Raw genomic sequence first — 22,895 nt, forward strand, 5'->3', positions numbered from 1 at the left:
GGTGCGCACCCTCGTTTGCGGGCTTGCAAAGCCCCATGCAAGGCTTTTTACGAGCCACGATGCTTGGAGCATTGTCACGAATTGAGTACAACACGAAGGGTAACCGAGATGCAGATTGAGCCAATTCAATTAACCCACAAACGCCATAATTATTTGCCGATGGCCTTTTTATGGCGTGGAATCAGCCATCAGGTCGCGAGAATTGAACGCGTGTGGAGCAGAGAGGCCCGTTGGGCACGCCCGCCGCGCCACTATTTTCGGGTGCGTTGCACCAACAATCAGGTTTACAACATTTTTCAAGATGTGCGCTTAAATGCGTGGTGCGTTGAACGCTAGAGGAGGCCGACCGTGTATTTAGCTTGGTTTGATGATCATCCGCGGAAAGAACTGCGGTTCAAAATTGCCGAAGCCATCTTTGCCTATGAAGATCGCTTTGGCGAACGTCCAAATGTCGTGCTGGTTAACGCTACTCAGATTTTTAACGAAGATGTTGAGGGCGTGCGCATCGTTTCACGATCGTATGTGCGCAAAGATAACTTTTGGGTTGGCATCGAAGGGATCGTTGCTAGCTCGTAAGTCGCCGGAAGCACATTGCCCAATTCCCCGTCTGTAAGATTTGTGTTAATTCTCCTCTAGCTTGCCCGTTTTAAAAATCGACTTGTGGCACAATATATTGGGATACGCACATATGCGTAATTCGATATATTGTGTCACGAGGATTTTATGTCATTGTTCGAGCCATACACCCTGCCTGTTAGTGGCGTTACCCTGCCCAATCGCCTCGTTCTTGCCCCAATGACCACCTATTCTGGCACGCCAGAAGGCCAGATTAGCCCCGGCGAAGTCGCCTTATTGCAACGCCGCGCTGCTGGTGGCTTTGGCACGGTTATTACCGCCGCTTGTTATGTTGATCGCGATGGCCAAGCATTTATCAACCAATGGGGCTGTGATAATGACGATAAAATCGAATCATTACGTAAAGCAGCCAGCGTAATCAAAGCCGAAGGCTCAATTGCGATTTTGCAAATTCATGATGGTGGGCGTATGGCCGACCCCAAGGTACTACGCGAACCAGCTCCACGTTCAGCCTCAGCCGTTGCCGCCGAACGCCAAGGCTACCTTGAGCCACGGGCCATGACTGCCGCCGAAGTCGAAAAGAGCATCGCTGATTTTGTTGCAGCAGCCAAACGAGCTGCCGTTGCAGGCTTTGATGGCGTGGAAATCCACGGCGCAAACACCTATCTGATTCAACAATTCTTCTCACCACATTCAAACCGCCGCGACGACGAATGGGGTGGCGATTTGGAACGCCGCTTGCGCTACCCAATCACCTTGGCCAAAGCTGTACGTGCAGCAGTCGGCGATACGTTTATTGTGGGCTATCGCTTCTCGCCTGAAGAAATTGAAAATCCAGGCATTACTTTTGACGATACCTTGGTGTTGGTTGATCGTTTGGCCGATTGCCGCTTGGATTATTTGCACATTTCGTTGGGCAATTATGCTGCTGGCTCAATGCGCGATCCGCAATCAACCCAACGCCTTAGCCCCTTGGTCATTGAAAAATTGGCTGGCCGCGTGCCCTTGATGGCAGTTGGTGGCATTGAAACCGTTGAGCAAGCAGAATTGCCATTGCAAGATGGTGCTGAATTGGTCGCGCTTGGTCGGGTAGCACTGTGGGAGCCAGATTGGCCAAATAAGGTCAAAGCAGGCCGCACCGATTTGCGCCAAGCCTTGCCCGCCAAAGATGGCGATATTATTTGTACCTTGCCACGCCAATTGTATGAAAGCATCGTCCAACGCGCTGGTTGGGTGAAAATCGCCGCCGAGTAGCTAGTTGCGAGGGCTATAGGCTATGGGCTTTTGGCTATCGGGAAGCTTTTGAAACAATTTGAGTAATTCAGATTTAGAAGCAGATCTCCCAATAGCCTAGAGCCTCTAGCCAAATTTTTCTATGTTCTCTGTCCACTGCTCTGATTCCTAATCATCGTCTTTGCCCTTGCCATTGATATAGATTTTAACGCAGAGGCGCAGAGTAGCCAAGTACTCCTTTGATCTGACTCATATATTTAATCAAAACAAACTAGGGCGAACCAACGAAGTTTTATACTAGCTTTCTCTGCGCCTCTGCGTTAAATAGCCTAATCTCCAAAACCCGCCCCCCATTTCTATGTTCTATGTTCTATGTTCTATGTTCTATGTTCTATGTTCTATGTTCTATGTTCTATGTTCTATGTTCTATGTTCTATGTTCTTTGTTCTTTGTTCTATGTTCTTTGTTCTTTGTTCTTTGTTCTATGTTCTATGTTCTATGTTCTATGTTCTATGTTCTTTGTTCTGATTCTTAATCATCGTCTTTGCCCTTGCCATTGCCTGGGCCTTTGGGCTTTTTGGCCTCTTTGACCCCAATCACCAAGTTGATTTGGCTGTTGGCAGCAATTGGGCTGCCGACTGCTGGCTCTTGGCTCAGAATACGATCTTTGGCTTGATCGTTTGGTTGCTCAATAAAATTAATGCTCAGCCCTAAGTTGCGGGCTTGTTGCTCGGCCTCGCCACGTTTGAGGCCCACAAAATTGGGCATGCTTGGGGCTTGCTCGCTGGCAGCGGTTGGCTCCGGCGCTTGGGTAGCTTCAATCTCAATCACAATGGTTGCGGTTGCTTCGGCCACTGGTTCAAGCGTCGCAGTTGCCTCGACCACAGGATTGCCAGTCGTGCTCGGTTGTTCGGCATTGCCGCTTAGTTTGGCAAAGCCAACTGCAACCACAACCACAAAGGCTAGTGCTGCAAGGGTCAGGCCAATTTGCTTTTTGGCTGCTGGTTTGGGCGGGGCAATCAAGGCTTTGGTTGGGGTTGGCTGGGCTTGAGCCTGCACCAAAGCAGCGGTTTTGGGTGGCACGCGCACAGCAGTCGTTTCCATATTATGAATCGACACGGTGGAGCGTTGGCGCACGGGCATGGCAATCGTGGCCGAATTTGCGCCCTGTTGGATGCTCTCAATCTCGCCTGCTAAGGCTTGGGCAGAGCCAAAACGCTTGCTTGGCTCGCGCTCAGTCGCCCGCTTGATCAGCTGTTCGATGGCGCTGGCGGTGCCAGGCAAGGCTTGGCGCAGTGCAGGCACACCTTCGTTCAGATGGCGCTGGACAATCGCCCATGCCGAATCGCCATCAAGCGGCACGCGGCCAGTTAACAGCTCATACAACATAATTCCCAAAGCATAAATATCGCTGGCGGCGGTCGTTGCGCCACCTTCTGCCCGTTCTGGCGCGATATATTGGGGCGTGCCATACACTTGATCGTGGTTGGTCGTGCCAATTGGCTGCACAATGCCAAAATCAAGCAAAATCGCATGGCCATCAGCATTAATTTTAATATTTTGCGGCTTGACATCGCAATGCACATAGCCCTGTTGATGAATTGCTGCCAAGGCTAAGGCAATTTCGCGTGTCCAAACCAAGGCTTGGGGCGCGGCCACGGGCAATACTTGATCAAGGCTCTGGCCATCGATCAGCTCTTGAACAAAAAACGGCCCAACACTTGGATCGTGGCCAACATCAAAAATACGCGCAATATGGGCGTGGCTCAATTGGGCCGCAGTTTGGGCTTCGGCGCTAAATTGCTGGCTCAAAGTTGGATTATTGGCGTACTCAGGCCGCAAAACCTTCAAGGCCACATCGCGCTTGAGCAGCAAATCATGGGCACGGTAGACCGTCGCCATGCCACCTTGCCCAAGCGTTGCCAACAATTGGTAGCGATTTGCCAAGGTTTGATTCATTGCAGCATCCTTCGTATATCAGCCAATCGTGCAGCGATTATAGCAGGCTTAAACAACAAAGAGGCGTAGGGTTACGCCTCTCATTGCCATGTATTTGGAGCAACTTAGATTGTTTCTGGCTCGCCCAAGATTTTATTGGTGATGTACAAGGCCAAACGAGTGGCCAACGTCCCCAATGCCAAACTCAGCAAACCATAGACAACCCGACGCTTCAAATCATCATCCATTGAATCATTCCTCCTAAATCAAAAGCGATACTAGGCGTTAGTATAGCAGTTTTAGTCGCGGCGACCGCCAAAAACGCGAAATGCGAAGTAGGCAAAGGTCAAAATTGAGCTTGCCGCAGCAGCGACATACGTCCACGCAGCAGCATTCAAAACCTTAGAAACCGCAGCTTGGTCTTGCGGGCTAACCAAGCCATTGGCGATCAACATTTTTTTGGCGCGGCTTGAGGCATTGAATTCGACCGGCAAGGTTACCAAGGTAAACAGCACCGCGCCAGCAAACAGCACCAAACCAATCAAGGCCATGGTGAAGCCAAAGCCGCCACTGCGTGATGCAGCGCCAAACATCAAGCCACCCATCACCAACCATGTGCCAATGCTACTGCCAATGTTGGCGATGCCCACAATTGAGCTGCGCAAACGCAACATCGTGTAGCCTTCGCGATCTTGCAAGGCGTGACCCAACTCGTGAGCCACAACCGCCATTGCAGCAACCGACGGCGTAACCGACGATTGCGAAAGATTAATCGATTTATCGGCGGGATTATAGAAATCGGTTAATTGTCCAGCAACTTGATTGACTCGCACATAGTTGAGACCTTCGGCGCTCATCAAACGTTGGGCCACATCAAAGCCATTCATGCGGTGCATATTACCAACATTTGCATATTTGCTAAATGTTGATTTTACATACCACTGCGCCCAGAAAGCAAACAGCATGCCAGGAATGGCGAAAATGAAATACATCGGGTCGAAGATCATCGGTATCCTCCAGAGGATGCTTGTCAATGTTCCTGTCCGCATGGACAGAAAATTCTAACCTTAAGTATAGCAAGCTCTGGGCCTAGGCGTGTTAGCATGACATTAATAATGCACACTCAAACACTATCGAAGGAGTTTCCATGAATGGTGGAGGCTGGCGAGGGTTTGTTCGCGCTAACGAAGACGAACAACCCACTATCAGCCGCATGTTGTTGCAGCGTGTATGGGGTTATGCCAAACCCTATCGCCGCGGCATCATTGTGGTCTTGTTTACAATTTTCATCGGCACGTTGTTGGATCGGATTACGCCGTTGTTGGTGCGCCATTTAATTGACGTGGCGATTCCGCAGCGCAATCTTGGGCGGCTCAATTTCGTTGCCGTCGGCTTGGTGGCAATTCCCTTAATCGGCGGTTTGCTGGATATTTGGCAACGCCGCAATTCAGCGCTGGTCGGCGAGGGCATTATTTTTGATTTGCGCCGCGCCTTGTATAACCATATGCAGCGCATGAGCTTGCGCTTTTTCACCAGCACCAAATCGGGCGAATTGGTTTCGCGGCTCAATAACGATGTGGTTGGCTCGCAACGGGCAGTTACTGGCACGTTGATTACGTTGATCACAAATATCATCACCGTCAGCATTACCCTATTTATTATGTTGACGATTGAGTGGCGCTTAACCTTATTGGCCTTGCTCGTCTTGCCATTATTTATGCTGCCAGCGCGGCGCGTCGGGCGCGTCGTACGCACATTAACCCGCTCGCAAATGCAAGCCAACAGCGATATGAACGCATTAATGGGCGAAACCTTGAATGTCAGCGGCGCGTTGCTGGTCAAGATTTTTGGGCGGCGCAACGATGAAGTAGCCAAATTTAGCCAGCATGCAGGCGAAGTGCGCGATCTTGGCATTCGCACCTCGTTGGTGATGCGCTCGTTTTTTGTGATGGTTGGTTTGGTTAGCGCAGTTGGCGTGACCTCAGTCTATTGGTTTGGCGGCTATCTGGCAATTACCTCAAATAGCTTTAGCACCGGCGATATTATTGCCTTGGCCTTGTATTTGCCTGGCTTGTATGGCGCAATTTCAACCTTAGTCAACACCAGAGTTGAATTAGCTTCGTCGCTGGTGTCGTTCGAGCGCGTGTTTGAAATTCTCGATTTGCCGCAGGAAATTCTTGATCCAGCTGAGCCAAAATTGCTGGAGTCAATTCGTGGCGAAGTGCAATTTGAGCATGTCTGGTTTCGCTATCAAGCTGATGATGATCCAATTCTTAGCAGCCGCAATGGCCAAGAAACGACCATTATTAGCCCAATTACTACCCGCGAATGGGCCTTAGAAGACATTGATTTTACCGCCAAGCCAGGTCAATTGGTGGCCTTGGTCGGGCCTTCAGGCGCAGGCAAAACCAGCCTCACCTACTTGCTGCCGCGCTTATATGATGCTAGTCGTGGTCGGGTGTTGATCGATGGTGTTGATGTGCGCGAATTGGATTTGGATAGCCTTGGCCAAGCGATTGGCATGGTTACCCAAGAAACCTTCTTGTTTCACGAGAGCTTGCGGGTTAATTTGCGCTATGCCAAGCCCGATGCAACTGATGCAGAATTAGAAGCTGCCTGCCGCGCTGCCAACATTCACGATTTGATCGTCAGCCTACCCAATGGCTACGATACTGTGGTTGGCGAACGAGGCTATCGCTTCTCTGGCGGCGAAAAACAACGGATTGCGATCGCGCGGGTTATCCTCAAAAACCCACGTATTTTGGTGCTCGACGAGGCGACCTCGGCGCTCGATTCGCGCTCAGAGGCATTAATTCAAGCAGCCTTGCAACCATTGCTCAAAGATCGCACCAGCATTGTGATTGCCCACCGACTTTCAACGATTCTGGCTGCCGATTTGATTTTGGTCGTCGATCAAGGCCGAGTGCTCGAACGTGGCACGCATAGCGAGTTGCTGGCGCAGGCAGGGCTGTACGCGCAGCTCTATCACACCCAATTCAAAGAGCGCGAGGAATTAGTAAGGGATGAAGGATGAGGCTTTGGGCTATCGGAACATTGGACAAGGGAGCAGGGGCTAGGAGCTGGGGATCAGGCTCTGGGCTATGGGTTATCGAAACATTATTCGTGAAATTCGTGAAATTCGTGGCTAAAAACTATAGCCCATCTTCGCGCTCTTCGCGGCCTTCGCGGTTTCAAGCCTTCGTGAGCTTCGTGAGCTTCGTGGATCAAAACGCGCCAACATCCTTTACACTATAGCCATTGTTTTGAGCAAGGAGGCTTGGACGGTATGATGAAGGCAGGATTTTTTCGCCAGCATGGTGGGCTTGATGTGCTCGAATATGGCGATTTGGCCGAGCCGGTAGCTGGCCCAGATGAAGTCTTGGTCCGTATCCGCGCTGCCGCGCTGAATCACCTTGATCTGTTTGTGCGCGAAGGCTTGCCCGGCTTAAACCTGAGTATGCCGCACATTGGCGGCTGCGATATTGCTGGCGAAATTGCGGCAGTAGGCGAGGGCATAACTGGCTGGAACGAAGGCCAGCGCGTGATTGTTAATCCCAATATCTGGTGCGGCCAGTGCGAATTTTGCATCGCTGGCGAAGAAACGTTGTGCGATCGCTATGGCGTACTTGGGGAGCATCAAACTGGTGGCTTCGCCCAATATATCGCGGTGCCAGCGCGCAATTTGTATGCGATTCCTGCTGATTATTCGTTTGAACAAGCAGCAGCGGTGCCTCTAGTATGGATGACGGCCTGGCGGGCCTTGATCGGTCAAGCCAAACTACGGGCTGGCCAAAGTGTCTTGATTTTGGGCGCTGGTGGCGGCGTGGCTAGTGCTGCAATTCAAATTGCCCGCTATGCTGGTGCAACCGTTTATGCAGCTTCGCGTTCGCCCGAAAAAATGGCACGGGCCAAAGAATTGGGAGCCGATTACGTGGTACGATCAGATGGCGATTGGGGTCGCGAAATTTGGCAACAAACCAAAAAGCGCGGCGTTGATGTCGTATTAGAGAATGTTGGCGCAGCGACGTGGGAAAGCTCATTGCGCAGCGTGGCCAAAGGTGGCACGGTTGTAACCTATGGCGCAACAACTGGCCCGATTGTCAGCATCGATATTCGCAAACTTTTCTGGCGACAATTTAACCTGATTGGCTCAACAATGGCCAATAATCGTGAATTTAACACGATTATGCGCTTAGTATTCTGGGAACGCCGTTTTGAGCCACTGGTTGATAAAGTGTTTCCGCTGAGCGAAATTCAAGCTGCCCAAGCCTACCTTAAATCAGCAGAGCAATTTGGCAAAGTCGTCATTGCAATTCCCTAAGAGACAGCCCGATGCAGCAGATGTGCTGCTACGGCTGGGAGCATTTAATTCATGTCAATCACAATCGACCATATTCGCGTTTTAGAAGGCCCAAATATCTACTATCCCCAAGCTGGGGTAGCTGCAACGTTGCAGGTCAGCCACGATCTCCGCGATGAACTCGGTCGCCAACTCAAAACCTGGGCCCAAGCAGTTGGCTTAATCATTGGCTATCTACGCATGAGAATCGAGCCACTTGACGAGCAAAGCTGGCAATTGAGTCTGAGTTTTACCTGCAATCATCCGCAACTTGGCGCAGCAAGTTTGCAGCATGCAGTTGACGATATTCTGGCTGCAGAACGCCAAGATGAAGATTGGAGCCACGATGATGCGCTCTTTGATCTGCGTCGCCAACGCATGCGCATCGACCCAGTGTTGCCATTGCTGCAATTACGCGCCGAAGCTCAAGGGCGGGTGATTCCAGTATTGCCGGTTGGCGATGGCATGTTGCAGCTTGGCACTGGCAGCGGTGGCTGGCGTTTTGATCCTGCCCAACTTAGCCTTGGCATCGCCGTCAACCCGCCATGGGAGCAAATTCGCAGCGTGCCCTTGATTGCAATTGGTGGGCTTGGAGCCGAATTGGCAGCGAGCCAGATTGCGCAAGGATTAACCGCTGCTGGTTGGCAAAACGTCGTGCAGATTCCCAAAGGCGATTATGCCAGCGTGCGCCAAGCACTGATTCAACCAGATGCCGATTTATTTGTGGTTGCCTTAGATCAAGCAGATGTGGTTGAGCGTGGTTTAGCCTTTAACCGCTGTACAATTGGGGTTGTGCTGGGCATTAGCGACTTGCCAGAAGAACAAGCCTTGGCAGCAGGCTTGCCCGCCCTAACCGCCGATGAGCTTGGCAACACCATTTTGTTGGCCGACGATCAGCGCACTGCTGGCTTAGCGCGGCGCACTGCGGCCCCCGTTGTGCAACTCCAGCGCACCCAAGAACCAGCCAGCATTCAACAACCATTGTTGGCGTTGGTGGTCAATCAATTGCAACAATTGCTCGATACTGGCGCACTTGATCAATAAATCATAGCCAGTTTGGGCAATTAATCGATCATTATTCTAGGAGGTGGAGCATGCCCCAGATCACTGTTGGTTCACAAGCGCCATTCGAGGTAGCACGTGGCAGCCGTTTGGTCAACGCCCTAGAAGATCATGGCATTGATATTTTGCACCGCTGTGGCGGCAACGCCCGTTGTACAACCTGTCGCGTCGAGTTTCAGGCTGGCGAGCCAAACACAATCACCAAGGCCGAATCGTTTAAATTGGCCGAGGCCAAATTAACTGGCGTGCGTTTGGCCTGCCAAATTACCTGTGAGGCTGATATGCAGCTTCACCCTTTGATGACATTAAGCGATTCGGGCTTGCCCGACCCTGGGCCACGCCCAGCAGATAGCATAACCCCAGAGCCAGAATGGCTCGAACGCCCGCTTTAAGTAAGCACCAAGCATCTCCACGCTGAGATGCTTGGTTGAATAGGAACAGCATGAATGGTGGATCGCTGCGCGAATTTGGCGCAACTGGCTTGCAGGTTTCGGCCCTAGGTTTTGGCGCTGGCCATATTGGTGGCAACGAATTAACTGAATCCGAGGTTGGCACACTCCTGAATGGCTTGCTCGATAGCGGCATTAATTTAATCGATACTGCGCGCGGCTATGGCCTTTCCGAGGAGCGCATCGGGCGACATTTGCATCAACGTCGCCATGAATTTGTGCTTTCGACCAAAATTGGCTATGGCATCGAGGGCTACGACGACTGGACGAGTCCAATTATCACCGCGGGGATTGATGCAGCGTTGCGCCAAATGCAGACCGATTATCTCGATATTGTGCATTTTCATTCCTGCCCACTCGAAACCTTACGCACAGGCGAGGTTATCGAAGCCTTGGATCGCGCAGTGCAAGCGGGCAAAGTGCGAGTCGCAGCCTACTCAGGCGATAACGCGCCCTTGGAATGGGCGGTACAAGCTGGCCATTTTGGGGCCATTGAATGCTCGGTAAACCTGGCCGATCAACGAGTGATTGGCCAGATTTTGCCCCAAGCACAGCAACATCAGCTTGGTGTGATTGCCAAACGCCCAGTTGCCAACGTTGCATGGCGTTTTGAACAACGGCCTGTTGGCGATTATGCAGAAGTTTATTGGGAGCGCCTGCAAGCCATGCAGCTTGATCTCGACCCTGAGCAACTTTTAGCCATTGCGCTCCGCTTCACTGCCTATACGCCAGGCGTACACAGTTGCATTGTTGGCTCGCGCAAGCTTGCGCATATGCAGCATAATTTAAACCTGTTGAACCAAGGCCCACTTGAGCCACAACTCTATCAATACCTCGCCAACCAATTTCAGGCCCATGATCGCGGCTGGGTTGGCCAGATTTAATCAGCCAAGCAAGCATCACGACGTTGTTGGTGCGTGCTGCACTAAAAAAGCACCAATTGGGACTTTTTGACTATAGGCAGGTGTTAGTCGGCCTGCCACAATAGCCTTGAGCGTAGATGTGTCATTTTTAGAGTTCGCAGCGTGGGGATTTGCCCTGATGTTGTTTGCAGTTGCAACTTTGGCCGCTTTCGGGTACAACAGCAACACGTCAATCAACAATCAAGGACAACATCATGGGCAAATTAATTACGATTGTAGGCAACGCGGGCATTGGCAAAACCACCCTCACTAAGCTGCTATGTAGCGATCAGCGCTTTTTTGCAGCCCTAGAGAGCCACGCCGAACGACCATTTCAACAACTATTTGCCCAAGACCTCCAACGCTATGCCCTTGCCAACCAATTCGATTACCTTTTATTGCGGGCTGAACAAGAGCGGGCAATCCGGGCGCAGCCGGGCATTGGCGTGCAAGACGGTGGCCTTGATGAAGATTTTTGGGTTTTTAGCAAGCATTTTCAGCAGCAAGGCTACTTAACCAGCGCTGAATTTGCGCTCTGCGAACGGCTCTATCACGAACTACGTGCCGGCCTAGGCCAGCCCGACCTGATTATCAGCCTTGAAGCACCGCTCGATGTCATTATTCAACGCTATCAGCAACGCAATCGCCCGCTAGAAATTGCCCAACGCGCCGATTTAGCGCAACTTGGGTCCTTGCTTGAACATTGGACTGCAACCATCAAAACACCGCTCTTGACCCTCGATTGGAGCAGCAATCACTTACCCAATGCACAACAACACCAACTATTGATTGAAACTATTCTGAGCCTATTGAGTATATAATGACGCGATAGGTTTTGTGAGTCTAGATGTGAATTTTGGGAGGTTGTATGCGTGTTCGTGTTGGTGTGATCATTGCGCTTTTGCTGATGATCACTGTGGGTAAAGTGATTCAAAGCCCTACGTATGTGGCTCAAGCACAACCCCAAACACCAGATCAAACGACGGTTCCTCAGGGCTTTGCCCGCATCCAAGAGCAAGAAATTAACGACGACCCATTCGATGCTAACGTATTGAGTGGCAGTAATACGGTTGTTCGTGGCTCGATTACCCAACATGATATTGATTATTTTAAAATCGATTTGACTGCTGGCCAACGGCTGGCTTTAGCAACCATTACGCGGGCCAGTATCGCTTCTGGCGATACAACGCTCAGTTTATTCGCCTCCACTGGCAACAATCTTGATCCGACATTAACGCTCATCGAAACCGATTTGAGCGATGGCGTGCATACCAATGGTTCATCGGTGATTAGCTCGCAAGTAATAACCACCACAGGCAGCTACTATATCCGTGTTCAAGGTGGTACTGTCACCACCGTCATCCAACCCTACGATCTGTATGTGCGGGTCTTGAGCACAAGCGTGAGCGAGCAAGAACCCAACGATCAAGTGCCACAAGCCATTACGACTCAAGCCAGCATCAGTGGTGTGCTTTCGACCAGCAACGATCTTGATCGCTATCAGTTTAATCTCAATGCTGGCGATACGATTTTCACCACGCTTGATTTTGACCCTGAGCGTGATGGCATAACCTGGAATGGGTTTCTGCAATTTAGCTGGGACGATGCCACATTCGAAGCCAATGATGCCAATGCTGTTTCACCAAATGCAGAAGCCAATGTTATGACCGTTAAGCATGCAGGTAGCTATGAAATTGTAATTGGATCGTACGTTGCTGTTGGCCCGCAAGCCAGCTATTTGGCCCAAGTGCTGATTATCCCAGCAATAACCCAAGCCAACTGCCAAACCGTTACCAGCCAACAATCCCAAGCCATTGGCCCCAATCGATCAGTCATGCAATCGAGCATAACGGTTGCACAAGCAGCCAATATTGCCGATATTGATGTGCTGCTTGATTTAAACCATAGCTTGATGTCGGAATTGGATGTAACCTTGACCGCACCTGATGGCAACGTGGTTGCGCTTTTTACCGATATTGGCAGCGCCCAGCGCCGCAATGTCGATCTCGTGATCGATCAGCAAGCAGCCTTGCCACTAGGCACCTATAACAATTTGAACGGCGTGCATTTTGCGCCAGAATACAATTTCAGCCTCGATTGGTTTGCAGGCCAACAAGCGCAAGGCCAATGGACGCTCACCATCTATGATACTGCTGACAGCAATGGTGGCACGCTCAATAGCTGGGGCCTGCGAATTTGTGGCATGCCCGCTCCTGCCGATTGCCCAACTGGTAAAGCGCGGAGCGTGATTTATAGCAGCCAATTTGAGGCCGATAACGGCGGATTCAGCGCAGGCGATGATGATTTCTCATGGGTTTGGGGCAATCGCAATGGCCCGCCAATTGGGGGCAACTATAGCGGCGCAAACAGCTGGAACACCAACTTAACTGGCAATTACCCCAATAGCTCGCGCATGGAATTGTACTCGCCCAATATCGATCTTACCAACGTCAGCGGGCCAATTTATGCAAGTTGGTATCAACGCTATCAACTTGACAATAGCCTGAATGATTTTTATGTCGTGAGCAAAATAGTACCTTTTTCAAATGTTACACCTTTGTTCGAACATCGCAGCGTCGAGATGCGGACTCAGGTTAACACCCCAACCCAAACGCTTGAGCAAAGCACTGGTTGGAGTTTGCAACGCCATGATATTAGTAGTGATGCAGGATCGTCACTGCGCTTGAAATGGGATTTTGGCAGTGATTCCGCCGCTAATTTTGCAGGCATCTCAGTTGATGATGTGGAAATTACTGGTTGTATTGATGCTGGCTTAATTACGCCAACGATCACGCCAACGGCAAGCGTCACGCCAACCCCAAGCGCAACGCCAATCGTAACCCCAAGCATCACACCAACCCCAAGCGCCAGCCCAACGATTGACCCAGCGCGCTTCTACATCCATCTGCCATTCGTCGTTGTCGTAAACTAAAAGTGCTTGACTGCTCCAGTTTGGGGGATACCAGACTGGAGCAGTTCCCCCAAATTCACCCTTGCATTTAGCTCAGCCGTAGCCTATGCTTACCCAATCCCCCAACACTCTTCCCTTAGCAACAGCCTTGGTTTAGGAGGTTTGCATGCGTCTCCGGATTGGGTTTATCGGCCTCATGATCGCTTTGATTGGGTTAACTGGTAGTTTTCGCAGTTTCAAGCAGGTGCAGGCAGCACCTAGTAACGCAAATGCCCCGCAGATTCAGCAAGCCAGCATCCCGCACGGTGCGGTAAGAATCAAAGAGCAGGAGAATAACAATACGCCAGCAACCGCTAATCCAATTCTGGCTAGTAGCGCCATTGTACGCGGGAATATCTGGAACGGTGAGGTTGATTTCTACAGCATCCAATTGCAGGCAGGCCAACGAGTAAGTGCCGCAACGATGACCTCAGCTTCTGCAGGCAGTACCGATAGCTTGTTAAGCCTTTATGCACCGAATGGCACAAGCTTGATCGAAACTGATGATGACGATGGGACTTTCGGTAGTCTTGGCTCAGTTATTAGTTCAGCTCCTGTAACAGCGACTGCTACCTATTATCTTCGCGTGAGTGGTTTCAACACCGCCCAAATTCGCTATTACGATTTATATGTGCGGATCTTGAGCGAGCCAGCAACTGCGGAAATCGAATCGAATAATACCATTGCGCTAGCCCAACTGCTCCCAACAAGTGGCTCAATTGCAGGGGTATTATCAAGCACAACTGATGTGGATATTTTCAAATTCAACTTAAATGCTGGAGATACCATCTATACCAGCCTAGACCTCAACCCTGAACGCGATAGCACAAACTGGGATGGTCGCGTTGGGATTGCCCTATTTAATAATTTTATTTTATATGCCAATGATACGAGTACCACCTCGCCACCAAATGCCGAAGCCCATTTTATGACCGTTAAGGAGAGTGGAACCTACTATATTTTTGTTTCAACCCTTGCGAGCAGCATTCCTGCAGCAGCTACCTATCTGCTTGATGTGAGCGTTTTTGCAGCAGAACAACAGGCAAATTGCCAAACCTATACCAGCAATGACGTTGCCAAAACCATCCCGACAACCACAAGTTTGATCACTTCAAGCTTGACTATTCCTGATAGCTTCTTTATTGCCGACCTTGATGTAAGCATTCAGCTAACCCATACCGCTATGATCGATTTGGATGTGCAGTTGCAAGGGCCAGATGGGAATGTTGTTGGCTTATTTAGCGATATTGGCGCAACTACCCAAACTACAATGAATCTTGCTTTAGATGATGATGCAGCGATCCCAATTGGATCATTCACAGTCGTAGCTGGAATGCACTATAGTCCTGAGTCGACCTATCGCCTCGATTGGTTTGATGGCGGGCGAAGCGCAGGCACATGGACATTATTGATTCATGATGATTTTGCAGGCAACGGTGGAGTGCTGCAAAATTGGAGCATCCGTGCTTGCGCAGCACCACCAGCCAACTGCCCCGATGGCACAACCCTAACAACCATCACCAGCAACGATTTTGAGGCCAACGATGGTGGCTTTACCCACAGCGGTATCAACGATTCATGGGAATATGGCACCCCAAGCGCCGCGCCACTGATTGGCAGCTACAGCGGGGTTAATAGCTGGAAAACCAACCTTGATGGCCCATATTTGGCCAGTAGCGTAGCTAACCTGCTCTCGCCAGCCATTAATATTCCTAACCTTGCTGGTCCAGTCTATCTGCAATGGCACCAACGCTATCAATTGGAAAATGCTTCGTTTGACCATTACACAGCCGCTATTGGCACAGGAATTATTACCAAGACCTTATATGAATTTGATGCAGCAACCATGACCAACCAGGTTGGCAGTGCAAACACCACCTATCAAGCAAGCACGGTTTGGAGCCGACAATTGCATGATATTAGCGAGTTCAAAGGCCAGTCGGTGCGAACACTCTATCACCTTGATACCAATAGCACGATCCAGTTAGCTGGAGTTGCGATCGACGATTTCCAAATTCTGGGTTGTGTCGGATTGCCAACCGCGACCCCAACCGAGGTGCCAACCGCAACCAATACGCCGATTGTTAGCGAAACTCCAACCAATACCGTCATGCCAACCGAAACAGAAACGCCAAGCATCACGCCAACCGAAACCAACACCCCAACCAATAGCCCAACGCCAAGCATCACGCCAACGGGGAGTGTGAGTGTTACGCCAACACCAAGTAATACACCAACCAATACGCCAACAATTACCGTTTCGCCAACCAACACCAGTACGCCAACAATTACCGTTTCGCCAACCAATACGCCGAGCGTCACCCCAAGCGCAACCACCGGCCCAACTCTGATTCCGGTCTATCTGCCGTGGGTTAGTAAAGAAGCATAAGTAGCCTAGCGATTTCAGCGTCAGCAACCCGTGGTACAAGCCACGGGTTGCTTTTTTGGCCTAGCCGATCGATGTGAAGATTTGATGTAGGATTGGCTAAATGCTGAATGAGCAAAAGCCCAATTAACCGCCATTTTTCTAAACCACCATTTAGCCTACGTTAGCCTGCGTTTTAGCTAAATCTTGCTACAATACAAGCAGCAATATAAACACGCAGCTACGAGGAATCGTTATGAGTAATCCAAAACGGACCGTCGGTTTCGGCGGCTTGATCATTGCCGCCTTAGTGCTTTCAGGGGTTGGTGGTGGCATGGTTGGGGGCGTGGCAGGCTATCGCTTGGCCCAAGTTGATCAAACGGCAACGGCGGTTGTCGTTACCCCAACCACTGCCAACCCCCAAACCAACGCCAATCTGACGGCCCAACCAGTCGTCGCCAATAGCAATGATGCGGTGGTGCAAACCGTCGCCAATGCCTCGCCAGCAGTGGTCAAAATCATCAGCACCGTTGCTGGTGGTCAGGCTAGCGGTTCAGGCGCAATCATCAACGAAGATGGCTACATCATCACCAATAATCACGTCGTTGAAGGTCAAAACCGCTTGCAAGTTATCTACTCCGATGGCACAAGCCACAATGCAGAGCTGATCGGCACCGACGCTTTTTCGGATATTGCGGTTATTCGCGTGCTCGATGCGGTACCAGCCACAATTTCCTTGGGCAATTCGGATGAATTAAAGCCTGGCGAGACGGTCGTCGCCATCGGCAGCCCGCTTGGTAAATTTCAAAACAGCGTCACCGTCGGGGTTGTCAGTGCCCTTGATCGCACCATCGATCGCATGGAAGGCTTGATTCAAACTGATGCGGCGATTAACCATGGCAATAGCGGCGGCCCGTTGATCAGCCTCAAAGGCGAAATTGTTGGCATCAACACGTTGGTTGTGCGCGGCGATGTTGGCAGCATCGATGAAGCGCAAGGCTTAGGCTTCGCAGTGCCATCGAATATTGTGCGCGAAGTAAGCGATGCCTTGATTGCCAATGGCCAAGTGGTTCGGCCTTATATGGGCATTAGCTACGAGCTACTTTCGCCCGAAACCGCCGAGCTTGGAATTGCCAATGGTAAAGGGGCTTTTGTAACCAACGTCGATGAAGGCACACCCGCCCGCCGCGCAGGCATTAGCCGTGGCGATATTATTCTGGCGGTCAATGGCGAGGAAATTACCCAACGCCATTCGTTGCAACGCCTGTTGTTGCAATATAAGCCAGGCGATACCGTGACGGTAACGATTGAGCGCAACAGCCAACAACAAGAGGTGCAAATTACGCTCACCGAACGTCCATCCTAAAACCGCAAAACCACCACAACTCTGCTACAAAGCCTCTCGTTTGCAAACGAGGGGCTTTTTGCTGCTTACGATTCAAGCATTGCAGGTTCTTGCAGTTCCAAATGCAAATTGGTTGCATTAAGCGTCGCTTGGATGCCAATTGGCAGCGGCAGCATCGCTTGATTATGTCCAAAATCCACCTCTGCCAGAATTGGAAAATCGTAGTCGGCCAGCACTGCAAGGATCGCCTCGCGTGGCGTTGGATCAGTCGCACTCTCGCCAAAATATTGATTAATCCAAATCAATTTGCCAATAACCATCCCACTAATCTGATCAAGCACGCCTAAAAGTTTGAGCCGCGTGAGATCAATCGTCAAATCATACAGCGTCGTTCCTAGTTCTTCCCAAAAAAAGATTGCCCCCTCAAACCACGCTGGTTCAGGCCAATAACGCGTTCCTGCAAGCGCAACCAATCGTTTGAGATTGCCGCCAATCAAGCGACCAGTCGTCAGCCCTGGCCGCCAGCACTCCCACTCGCTCAAGTGCGGCAATGGTCCTAATGCAGCGCTACTCAACAGCAGTTGGCGATAGAGATTGGTCAAACGATCATGCTGTTCTGGTGCAAGTTTGGCCCAATAATGCCCAAAGCCATCCTTGAGATCGTTGGTATGCAAGCCACTCTGGGCGCATTGAGATAACATTGCCCATTGATAGAGGGTTGTATCGCTCATGCCGAGAAATGGTTTCGGATTGGCCGCAATTAGTTGATAATCGAGATAATCCAACACGCTGAGCGCCGAGAAGCCACCAGTAAGCGCAATAATTGCCCGCACCGCAGGGTTGGCAAACATGGCGTTAATATCGGCAGCCTGCTCTTGCGGTGTGCCAGCCGACCACCAACGACGGGTCTGAATGGTTGCGCCTTCGATCACCTCGAAGCCCAACATGCGCAACGTTGCGATTCCAGCAGCATAGTCTGCTTGCCAATCGGCAAAAAGTGGTAACGACGATGCAACGACCCCAATGGTATCGCCTAGTTTGAGCGACTGTGGTTTGATCAGAAACGGCATGCGCATCCCTTCATAGAATCAACTGCTCCAATGTAGCGATAATGGGTTGAACTAGCATTGGCCTAGCGATGGATTTATGGCATAGCACTTGCCCTTTACACACGGTTTAGAATGACAGACGAAACTTAACCCGAAGGAGTATAGAAAATGCGTCGTTGGTTTGTAAGTCTGAGCCTTTTGCTATTGCTCGCTGGCTGTTCAGGCAGTAGCATTGCCACCCAAGTTTCCGATACAGTTCAACAATTAAGCGAAACCTCAGTCCAAGATTTAGTTAATCGTTTATCGGGCATTGAAGAAGCGGTGCGCAACAACGATTGGGAACGCACTCGGGCCTTGTTTAGCACCGTCGAGCAAGGTTGGAATGCCCTGCGCGTGCCAGTCGAGGCCGCCTTCCCCGATATTGCCAGCAATATTCAAGCCCAAATTGATCGCTTGAGCCAAGCCTTGAGCGTCGAACTGCCAAGCTCAGAAGAAGTTCGCGCCGGTTTATCCGACCTGCGTGATCAATTGGTGGCCTTATTACAAGCACTATAGAGCTACTTTTTGGCCTAAATTGTGGTATGCTTTTTGAGGTTTCCAGCATAGAGGAATCGGTGTGAGTGAATTTCAGCAGGCCTTGGCGTATGCGCTTGAGCCGCGCAATTTGGCGCGATTAAGCGCAGCACTCAGTCGGCATGGGCAGCTTGTGGCCAGTGCGATGGCAATTGCACTGCTGCTTGGGTTGCCGTTTGGCTGGTGGAGCAGTCGTTCGCGGATCATTAGTGCGCTTGCGATCAATACGACGAATATCCTGCGGGTCATTCCAAGTCTTGCCATCCTCTTTCTTTTCGTTGCGATTCCTGGCTATGGCCTGAGCATTCGTTCGGCAATCGTGGCGCTGACAATTTTGGCCTTACCACCCATTTTGATCAATACCAATGCTGCTTTTCGCACGCTCAACCCAGCGGTGCGCGAAGCAGCCAAAGCCATGGGCATGCCAGCCTGGCTGCAATTATGGCGGGTCGAATTGCCTTTAGCTGCGCCAGTCATCCTCTCGGGCATTCGTATCGCCTTGGTTGAGGTGATTGCCAGCGCAACCTTGGCAGCCTTTATTGGGGCTGGCGGGCTAGGCAGTTTTATCACCTTAGGATTTAGTATGAGCCGCGTCGATATTTTGCTTGTTGGCGCTATTCCGGTGGCATTGCTGGCCATCGTGGCCGAAATCGTAATGGCGGGGCTGTTGCGATGGGTACGACCACCACAGTTTTAGTTTGTTTGGACAGGAGGATTCATGCGACGTTTCATCCAGCGAACGGTGTTGCTCACGCTTTTGATGACGATCATAGCAGCGTGTGGCGATAATGCAACCAGCACCAGCGTCCCAAGCGGCAATAGCACTCCCGCGCCGAGTGGCAGTGAAAATCAAGTGATTCGAATTGCCTCAAAGAATTTTACCGAGCAATTTATTGTTGGCGAAATGTACGCCCTGATCTTGGAGCAAGCAGGCTACAAAGTTGAGCGCAAAATTGGCCTAGGCGCAACCGATGTCGCTCAAGCAGCCATGGAAAAAGGCGAGATCGATATTTATCCCGAATATACGGGCACTGGTTTATTGACCGTGCTCAAATTGCCCACCCAAACCGATCCCAAAGCTGTCTACGAAACGGTCAAAAAAGGCTATGCTGAACAATTCAAAATTGCTTGGCTCGATCCAGCGCCAATGAACAATACCCAAGCGTTGGCCATGACCAAGGAAGGCGCTCAGAAATTTGGCATTATCACAATCTCCGATATGGCAGCCAAAGCTGGCGAATTGCGCATGATCGGCCCACCAGAATTCCAAGAGCGCGAAGATGGTTTGCCAGGCATTCAAGCCAAATATGGCAACTTCGAGCTCAAAGAATATGTGCCCGTTGATCCAGGCCTCAAGTACAAGGGCTTGGTCGAAGGCAATGCTGATGTGGTTGTGGCCTTCGGCACCGATGGCGAAATTGCTAACTATGGCTTGGTCGTCTTAAAAGATGATCGCGCCATGTTCCCACCCTACCAAATCGCGCCGTTGGTTCGCCAAAGTGTCTTAGATGCCAATCCTAAAGTGGCCGAGTTGCTCAACGCCTTGGCTCCTAAACTCGATGATGCCACCATGCAAAAACTCAACTTCGAAGTCAGTGGCAATAATCGCAAGTACGAAGATGTGGCCAAAGAGTTCTTAACCGCTCAAGGCTTGCTCAAATAAGCGAATTGGCGTGCCCGCAGCTTAACTTTCACCATTCATTGCCACAAAAGAGGGGTTAAGCTGCGAGCACGCCATCACGGCCAATCGTTCTAGGATCAGGGAGTAGCAGGTGTGAGCACAATCGAGTTTCAAAATGTTCGCAAAATCTATCCCAAGGCCACAACTGCCGCGCTCGCCGATATTTCGCTGACGATCAATCGTGGCGAATTTGTGATTTTGCTTGGGCCATCAGGCTGTGGCAAAACCACATTAATGAAGATGATCAATCGCCTGATCGAGCCAAGTAGCGGCACAATTTTGCTCGATGGAGTCGATATTCAGACGGTCAATGCCACTAAATTACGCCAACAGATTGGCTATGTCATTCAGCAAGTTGGCTTGTTTCCCCATATGACAGTGGCCGAAAATATTGCGGTCGTGCCCAAATTGCTCGGTTGGCCCAAAGCCAAAATCCAAAGCCGCATTGACGAATTGCTCAGCCTAATTCAGCTTGATCCAGCCCAATTTCGCCAACGCTACCCGGCCCAAATTTCCGGCGGCCAAGCCCAACGGGTCGGTTTAGCTCGCGCTTTGGCAGCCGATCCAGGCGTGATGCTGATGGATGAGCCGTTTGGCGCAATCGATGCCATTACCCGCACAATTTTGCAAGATGAAATGCTACGCATTCAACAGCAATTGCATAAAACAATCGTGTTTGTGACCCACGATGTTGAAGAAGCCTTGCGCTTGGCCGATAAAATTGCGATTCTCCACGAAGGCACAATCGTGCAATACGATACGCCCTTGAATTTATTGCGCAACCCCGCCAACCAATATGTGGCCGAATTACTAGGAGCCGATGATTTGGTGCGTCGTTTGAGCTTGATTCAGGTGCGCCATGTGCTTCAGCCATTGCCCAAAAGCTACGATGCAAACCTAACAACCATTGAAAGTAGCCACAACTTGCGCGACGGCTTAAATCAATTGCTGGCAAGCAGCAGCGACCAACTGCTCGTCGTCGAGCACAATCAACCAATTGGCATGCTCTCGTTGGCAGCAATTCACGCCTATCTGCACCCTGAGGTAATCCATGAACGACATCGTTGATGGCTTCAACTACCTCGTGACTGAGCGCACGGCGATTTGGCAATTGCTTGGCCAACACGTAACTATTAGCTTGCTAGGCTTGTTGATCGCCAGCATGATTGCCTTGCCTTTGGGCTTGCTGGTGGTGCGGGTGCGCTGGCTGGCGGGCATCATCATGGCGCTGCTCAGCATTCTCTACACCGTGCCAAGCTTGGCGATGTTGATTATGCTAATTGCTGTCTTTGGCCTGAGCAAAACCACGGTAATTGTGACCTTGGTGATCTATGCGCAAGTGATTTTGGTGCGCAACATTGTGGTTGGCATGCAAAGCATCGATCGGGCGGTGCTCGAAGCGGCGCGGGGCTTAGGCATGAATGCGTGGCAAATTTGGTGGCGGGTTGAATTACCTTTGGCGTTGCCAATTATGCTGGCTGGATTGCGAATTGCAGCGATCATGTGCATTGCAATTAGCTCAATTGCCGCGATGATTGGGGTTGGCGGTTTGGGCCAATTGCTATTTCAAGGCATCACCTTCGATCGCGCCGATATGATTTGGGCGGGCACAATCAGCATTGCAGCGTTGGCGTTGGTGTGTTATGGATTGTTAGCGCTTTTGGAGCAACGGCTCACACCAAAAATATAATTGGAGCCGCGCCTACATTGCAACAACGATTGCAAGCTAGCGCAAGCTCCAATTATAGCCAAACCATACGATAGTTACGAGCAGCGCCGTAGCGCCATAAACTGCTTAGAACCAGCTTTTTTGCACAACATACTTCTGATAGAACTCAGCATCTGAGGCCACCAGATACAACACCGTCTGCACCAAACAAATCAGCCCCGTTATGGCATAGCCGAAAAAGCCAATCACCACACAGGTTAATGGCAGGAAAATCAAATTCGACAATAAGAAAATCATGCCCATTTGATTATTGCCCAAATAAAAGCCGTGAATCCCAAATGGCCCCAAGAAGAACGCCAACAAGGCAGCCACAACCTTATTTTTTTCGCTCTGCGCATAGCCATGTGGCACTTGGTAGGCCTGTTGGTAGTTTACCATTGGCTGCTGATAATTGGCTTGATATGGCGGTGGTGGTTGCACTGGCTGGTCATATTGTTGATAGGCAACCGGGGTTGGAACAGGATTCTGTTGATATGCGACCGTTTGCGCGCCATGCACTGGGCTACCTTGCATCGAGCCACCACAATTGGTACAAAACATCACATCAGGATGAGTTTGGGTGCTACAGGTTGGGCAAATTTTATAAAATGCTTGGGTCATAACAAATTCCTTAGCGCCAACAAGCGCGCTATTAAAGTATCATTATTTTCATTGAAAGTGCGTCTGTGGTTAAGACGTTTTGAACAGATTTTTTGTTTCAAGCA

The 22,895-nt window shown here is 50.6% G+C and carries 22 protein-coding genes; 17 read left to right on the forward strand and 5 right to left on the reverse strand.

Annotation, left to right across the window (positions count from 1 at the left end; genetic code table 11):
- The first annotated feature begins 108 nt into the window (after positions 1 to 108).
- The 3 genes from C5S61_RS15165 (at position 109) to C5S61_RS15175 (ending at position 1,830) form a co-directional block, all read left to right on the forward strand.
- On the forward strand, positions 109 to 336 hold the full coding sequence (locus tag C5S61_RS15165; RefSeq protein WP_054535155.1) for a DUF6504 family protein: 228 nt from the start codon (positions 109 to 111) through the stop codon (positions 334 to 336).
- 12 nt (positions 337 to 348) lie between these two features.
- Positions 349 to 576, forward strand: a complete 228-nt coding sequence (locus tag C5S61_RS15170; RefSeq protein WP_110516042.1) for a hypothetical protein — start codon at positions 349 to 351, stop codon at positions 574 to 576.
- A gap of 147 nt (positions 577 to 723) precedes the next feature.
- Positions 724 to 1,830 (forward strand): NADH-dependent flavin oxidoreductase, encoded by a 1,107-nt coding sequence (locus C5S61_RS15175; protein ID WP_110516044.1) that lies wholly within the window; start codon positions 724 to 726, stop codon positions 1,828 to 1,830.
- A gap of 510 nt (positions 1,831 to 2,340) precedes the next feature.
- Here the strand turns inward: C5S61_RS15175 and C5S61_RS15180 are convergent.
- The 3 genes from C5S61_RS15180 to C5S61_RS15185 all read right to left on the reverse strand — a co-directional run bounded on the left by C5S61_RS15180 (position 2,341) and on the right by C5S61_RS15185 (position 4,754).
- On the reverse strand, positions 2,341 to 3,768 hold the full coding sequence (locus C5S61_RS15180; RefSeq protein ID WP_110516046.1) for a protein kinase domain-containing protein: 1,428 nt from the start codon (positions 3,766 to 3,768) through the stop codon (positions 2,341 to 2,343).
- 104 nt (positions 3,769 to 3,872) lie between these two features.
- Complete coding sequence (locus C5S61_RS27440) at positions 3,873 to 3,995, reverse strand: hypothetical protein (RefSeq protein ID WP_269083554.1); 123 nt, start codon at positions 3,993 to 3,995, stop codon at positions 3,873 to 3,875.
- A gap of 51 nt (positions 3,996 to 4,046) precedes the next feature.
- Positions 4,047 to 4,754, reverse strand: a complete 708-nt coding sequence (locus tag C5S61_RS15185; protein WP_110516048.1) for a zinc metallopeptidase — start codon at positions 4,752 to 4,754, stop codon at positions 4,047 to 4,049.
- A gap of 140 nt (positions 4,755 to 4,894) precedes the next feature.
- Between C5S61_RS15185 and C5S61_RS15190 the strand changes: the two genes are divergently transcribed.
- From C5S61_RS15190 to C5S61_RS15230, 9 genes are all read left to right on the forward strand, one after another.
- Complete coding sequence (locus tag C5S61_RS15190; protein ID WP_110516050.1) at positions 4,895 to 6,781, forward strand: ABC transporter ATP-binding protein; 1,887 nt, start codon at positions 4,895 to 4,897, stop codon at positions 6,779 to 6,781.
- Positions 6,782 to 7,033: 252 nt separating this feature from the next.
- The gene (locus C5S61_RS15195; protein ID WP_205701409.1) at positions 7,034 to 8,068 is read left to right on the forward strand and encodes a zinc-binding dehydrogenase; all 1,035 of its coding nucleotides are present in this window, start codon (positions 7,034 to 7,036) and stop codon (positions 8,066 to 8,068) included.
- A gap of 51 nt (positions 8,069 to 8,119) precedes the next feature.
- Entirely contained in the window at positions 8,120 to 9,130 is a 1,011-nt protein-coding gene (locus C5S61_RS15200; RefSeq protein ID WP_110516051.1) for a DUF4938 domain-containing protein, read from the forward strand.
- A 50-nt stretch (positions 9,131 to 9,180) separates the two neighbouring features.
- Positions 9,181 to 9,540, forward strand: a complete 360-nt coding sequence (locus C5S61_RS15205; protein ID WP_110516054.1) for a 2Fe-2S iron-sulfur cluster-binding protein — start codon at positions 9,181 to 9,183, stop codon at positions 9,538 to 9,540.
- Between the two features lie 50 nt (positions 9,541 to 9,590).
- A complete protein-coding gene (locus tag C5S61_RS15210) occupies positions 9,591 to 10,481 on the forward strand; it encodes an aldo/keto reductase (protein ID WP_110516056.1) in 891 nt (296 codons plus the stop codon).
- Between the two features lie 233 nt (positions 10,482 to 10,714).
- A complete protein-coding gene (locus C5S61_RS15215) occupies positions 10,715 to 11,320 on the forward strand; it encodes a deoxynucleoside kinase (protein WP_110516057.1) in 606 nt (201 codons plus the stop codon).
- A 47-nt stretch (positions 11,321 to 11,367) separates the two neighbouring features.
- Entirely contained in the window at positions 11,368 to 13,431 is a 2,064-nt protein-coding gene (locus C5S61_RS15220; protein WP_110516059.1) for a proprotein convertase P-domain-containing protein, read from the forward strand.
- Between the two features lie 145 nt (positions 13,432 to 13,576).
- On the forward strand, positions 13,577 to 15,838 hold the full coding sequence (locus tag C5S61_RS15225; protein ID WP_110516061.1) for a pre-peptidase C-terminal domain-containing protein: 2,262 nt from the start codon (positions 13,577 to 13,579) through the stop codon (positions 15,836 to 15,838).
- 232 nt (positions 15,839 to 16,070) lie between these two features.
- Positions 16,071 to 17,180: a S1C family serine protease gene (locus C5S61_RS15230; protein ID WP_110516063.1), complete on the forward strand. Its 1,110-nt coding sequence runs from the start codon at positions 16,071 to 16,073 to the stop codon at positions 17,178 to 17,180.
- Positions 17,181 to 17,245: 65 nt separating this feature from the next.
- On the opposite strand, the gene C5S61_RS15235 is transcribed toward C5S61_RS15230, so the two are convergent.
- Positions 17,246 to 18,229, reverse strand: coding sequence for a S66 peptidase family protein (locus C5S61_RS15235; protein WP_164689514.1), 984 nt, complete (start codon positions 18,227 to 18,229; stop codon positions 17,246 to 17,248).
- A gap of 147 nt (positions 18,230 to 18,376) precedes the next feature.
- On the opposite strand from C5S61_RS15235, the gene C5S61_RS15240 reads away from it, so the two are divergent.
- The 5 genes from C5S61_RS15240 (at position 18,377) to C5S61_RS15260 (ending at position 22,152) form a co-directional block, all read left to right on the forward strand.
- Positions 18,377 to 18,763 carry a hypothetical protein gene (locus C5S61_RS15240; protein WP_110516067.1) on the forward strand — a complete coding sequence of 129 codons (387 nt, stop codon included), beginning with the start codon at positions 18,377 to 18,379 and terminating at the stop codon, positions 18,761 to 18,763.
- Positions 18,764 to 18,824: 61 nt separating this feature from the next.
- A complete protein-coding gene (locus C5S61_RS15245; RefSeq protein ID WP_110516069.1) occupies positions 18,825 to 19,478 on the forward strand; it encodes an ABC transporter permease in 654 nt (217 codons plus the stop codon).
- 21 nt (positions 19,479 to 19,499) lie between these two features.
- Complete coding sequence (locus tag C5S61_RS15250; protein ID WP_110516071.1) at positions 19,500 to 20,444, forward strand: glycine betaine ABC transporter substrate-binding protein; 945 nt, start codon at positions 19,500 to 19,502, stop codon at positions 20,442 to 20,444.
- A 111-nt stretch (positions 20,445 to 20,555) separates the two neighbouring features.
- Positions 20,556 to 21,530 (forward strand): ABC transporter ATP-binding protein, encoded by a 975-nt coding sequence (locus tag C5S61_RS15255; protein ID WP_110516073.1) that lies wholly within the window; start codon positions 20,556 to 20,558, stop codon positions 21,528 to 21,530.
- Positions 21,514 to 22,152 (forward strand): ABC transporter permease, encoded by a 639-nt coding sequence (locus tag C5S61_RS15260; RefSeq protein ID WP_110516075.1) that lies wholly within the window; start codon positions 21,514 to 21,516, stop codon positions 22,150 to 22,152. Before C5S61_RS15255 ends, C5S61_RS15260 begins: the two co-directional genes overlap by 17 nt.
- 105 nt (positions 22,153 to 22,257) lie before the next feature.
- On the opposite strand, the gene C5S61_RS15265 is transcribed toward C5S61_RS15260, so the two are convergent.
- Positions 22,258 to 22,791: a TM2 domain-containing protein gene (locus C5S61_RS15265; RefSeq protein ID WP_110516077.1), complete on the reverse strand. Its 534-nt coding sequence runs from the start codon at positions 22,789 to 22,791 to the stop codon at positions 22,258 to 22,260.
- Positions 22,792 to 22,895 lie beyond the last annotated feature (104 nt).

This window comes from Herpetosiphon llansteffanensis (genome assembly GCF_003205875.1).
GTDB classification, from domain to species: Bacteria; Chloroflexota; Chloroflexia; order Chloroflexales; family Herpetosiphonaceae; genus Herpetosiphon; species Herpetosiphon llansteffanensis.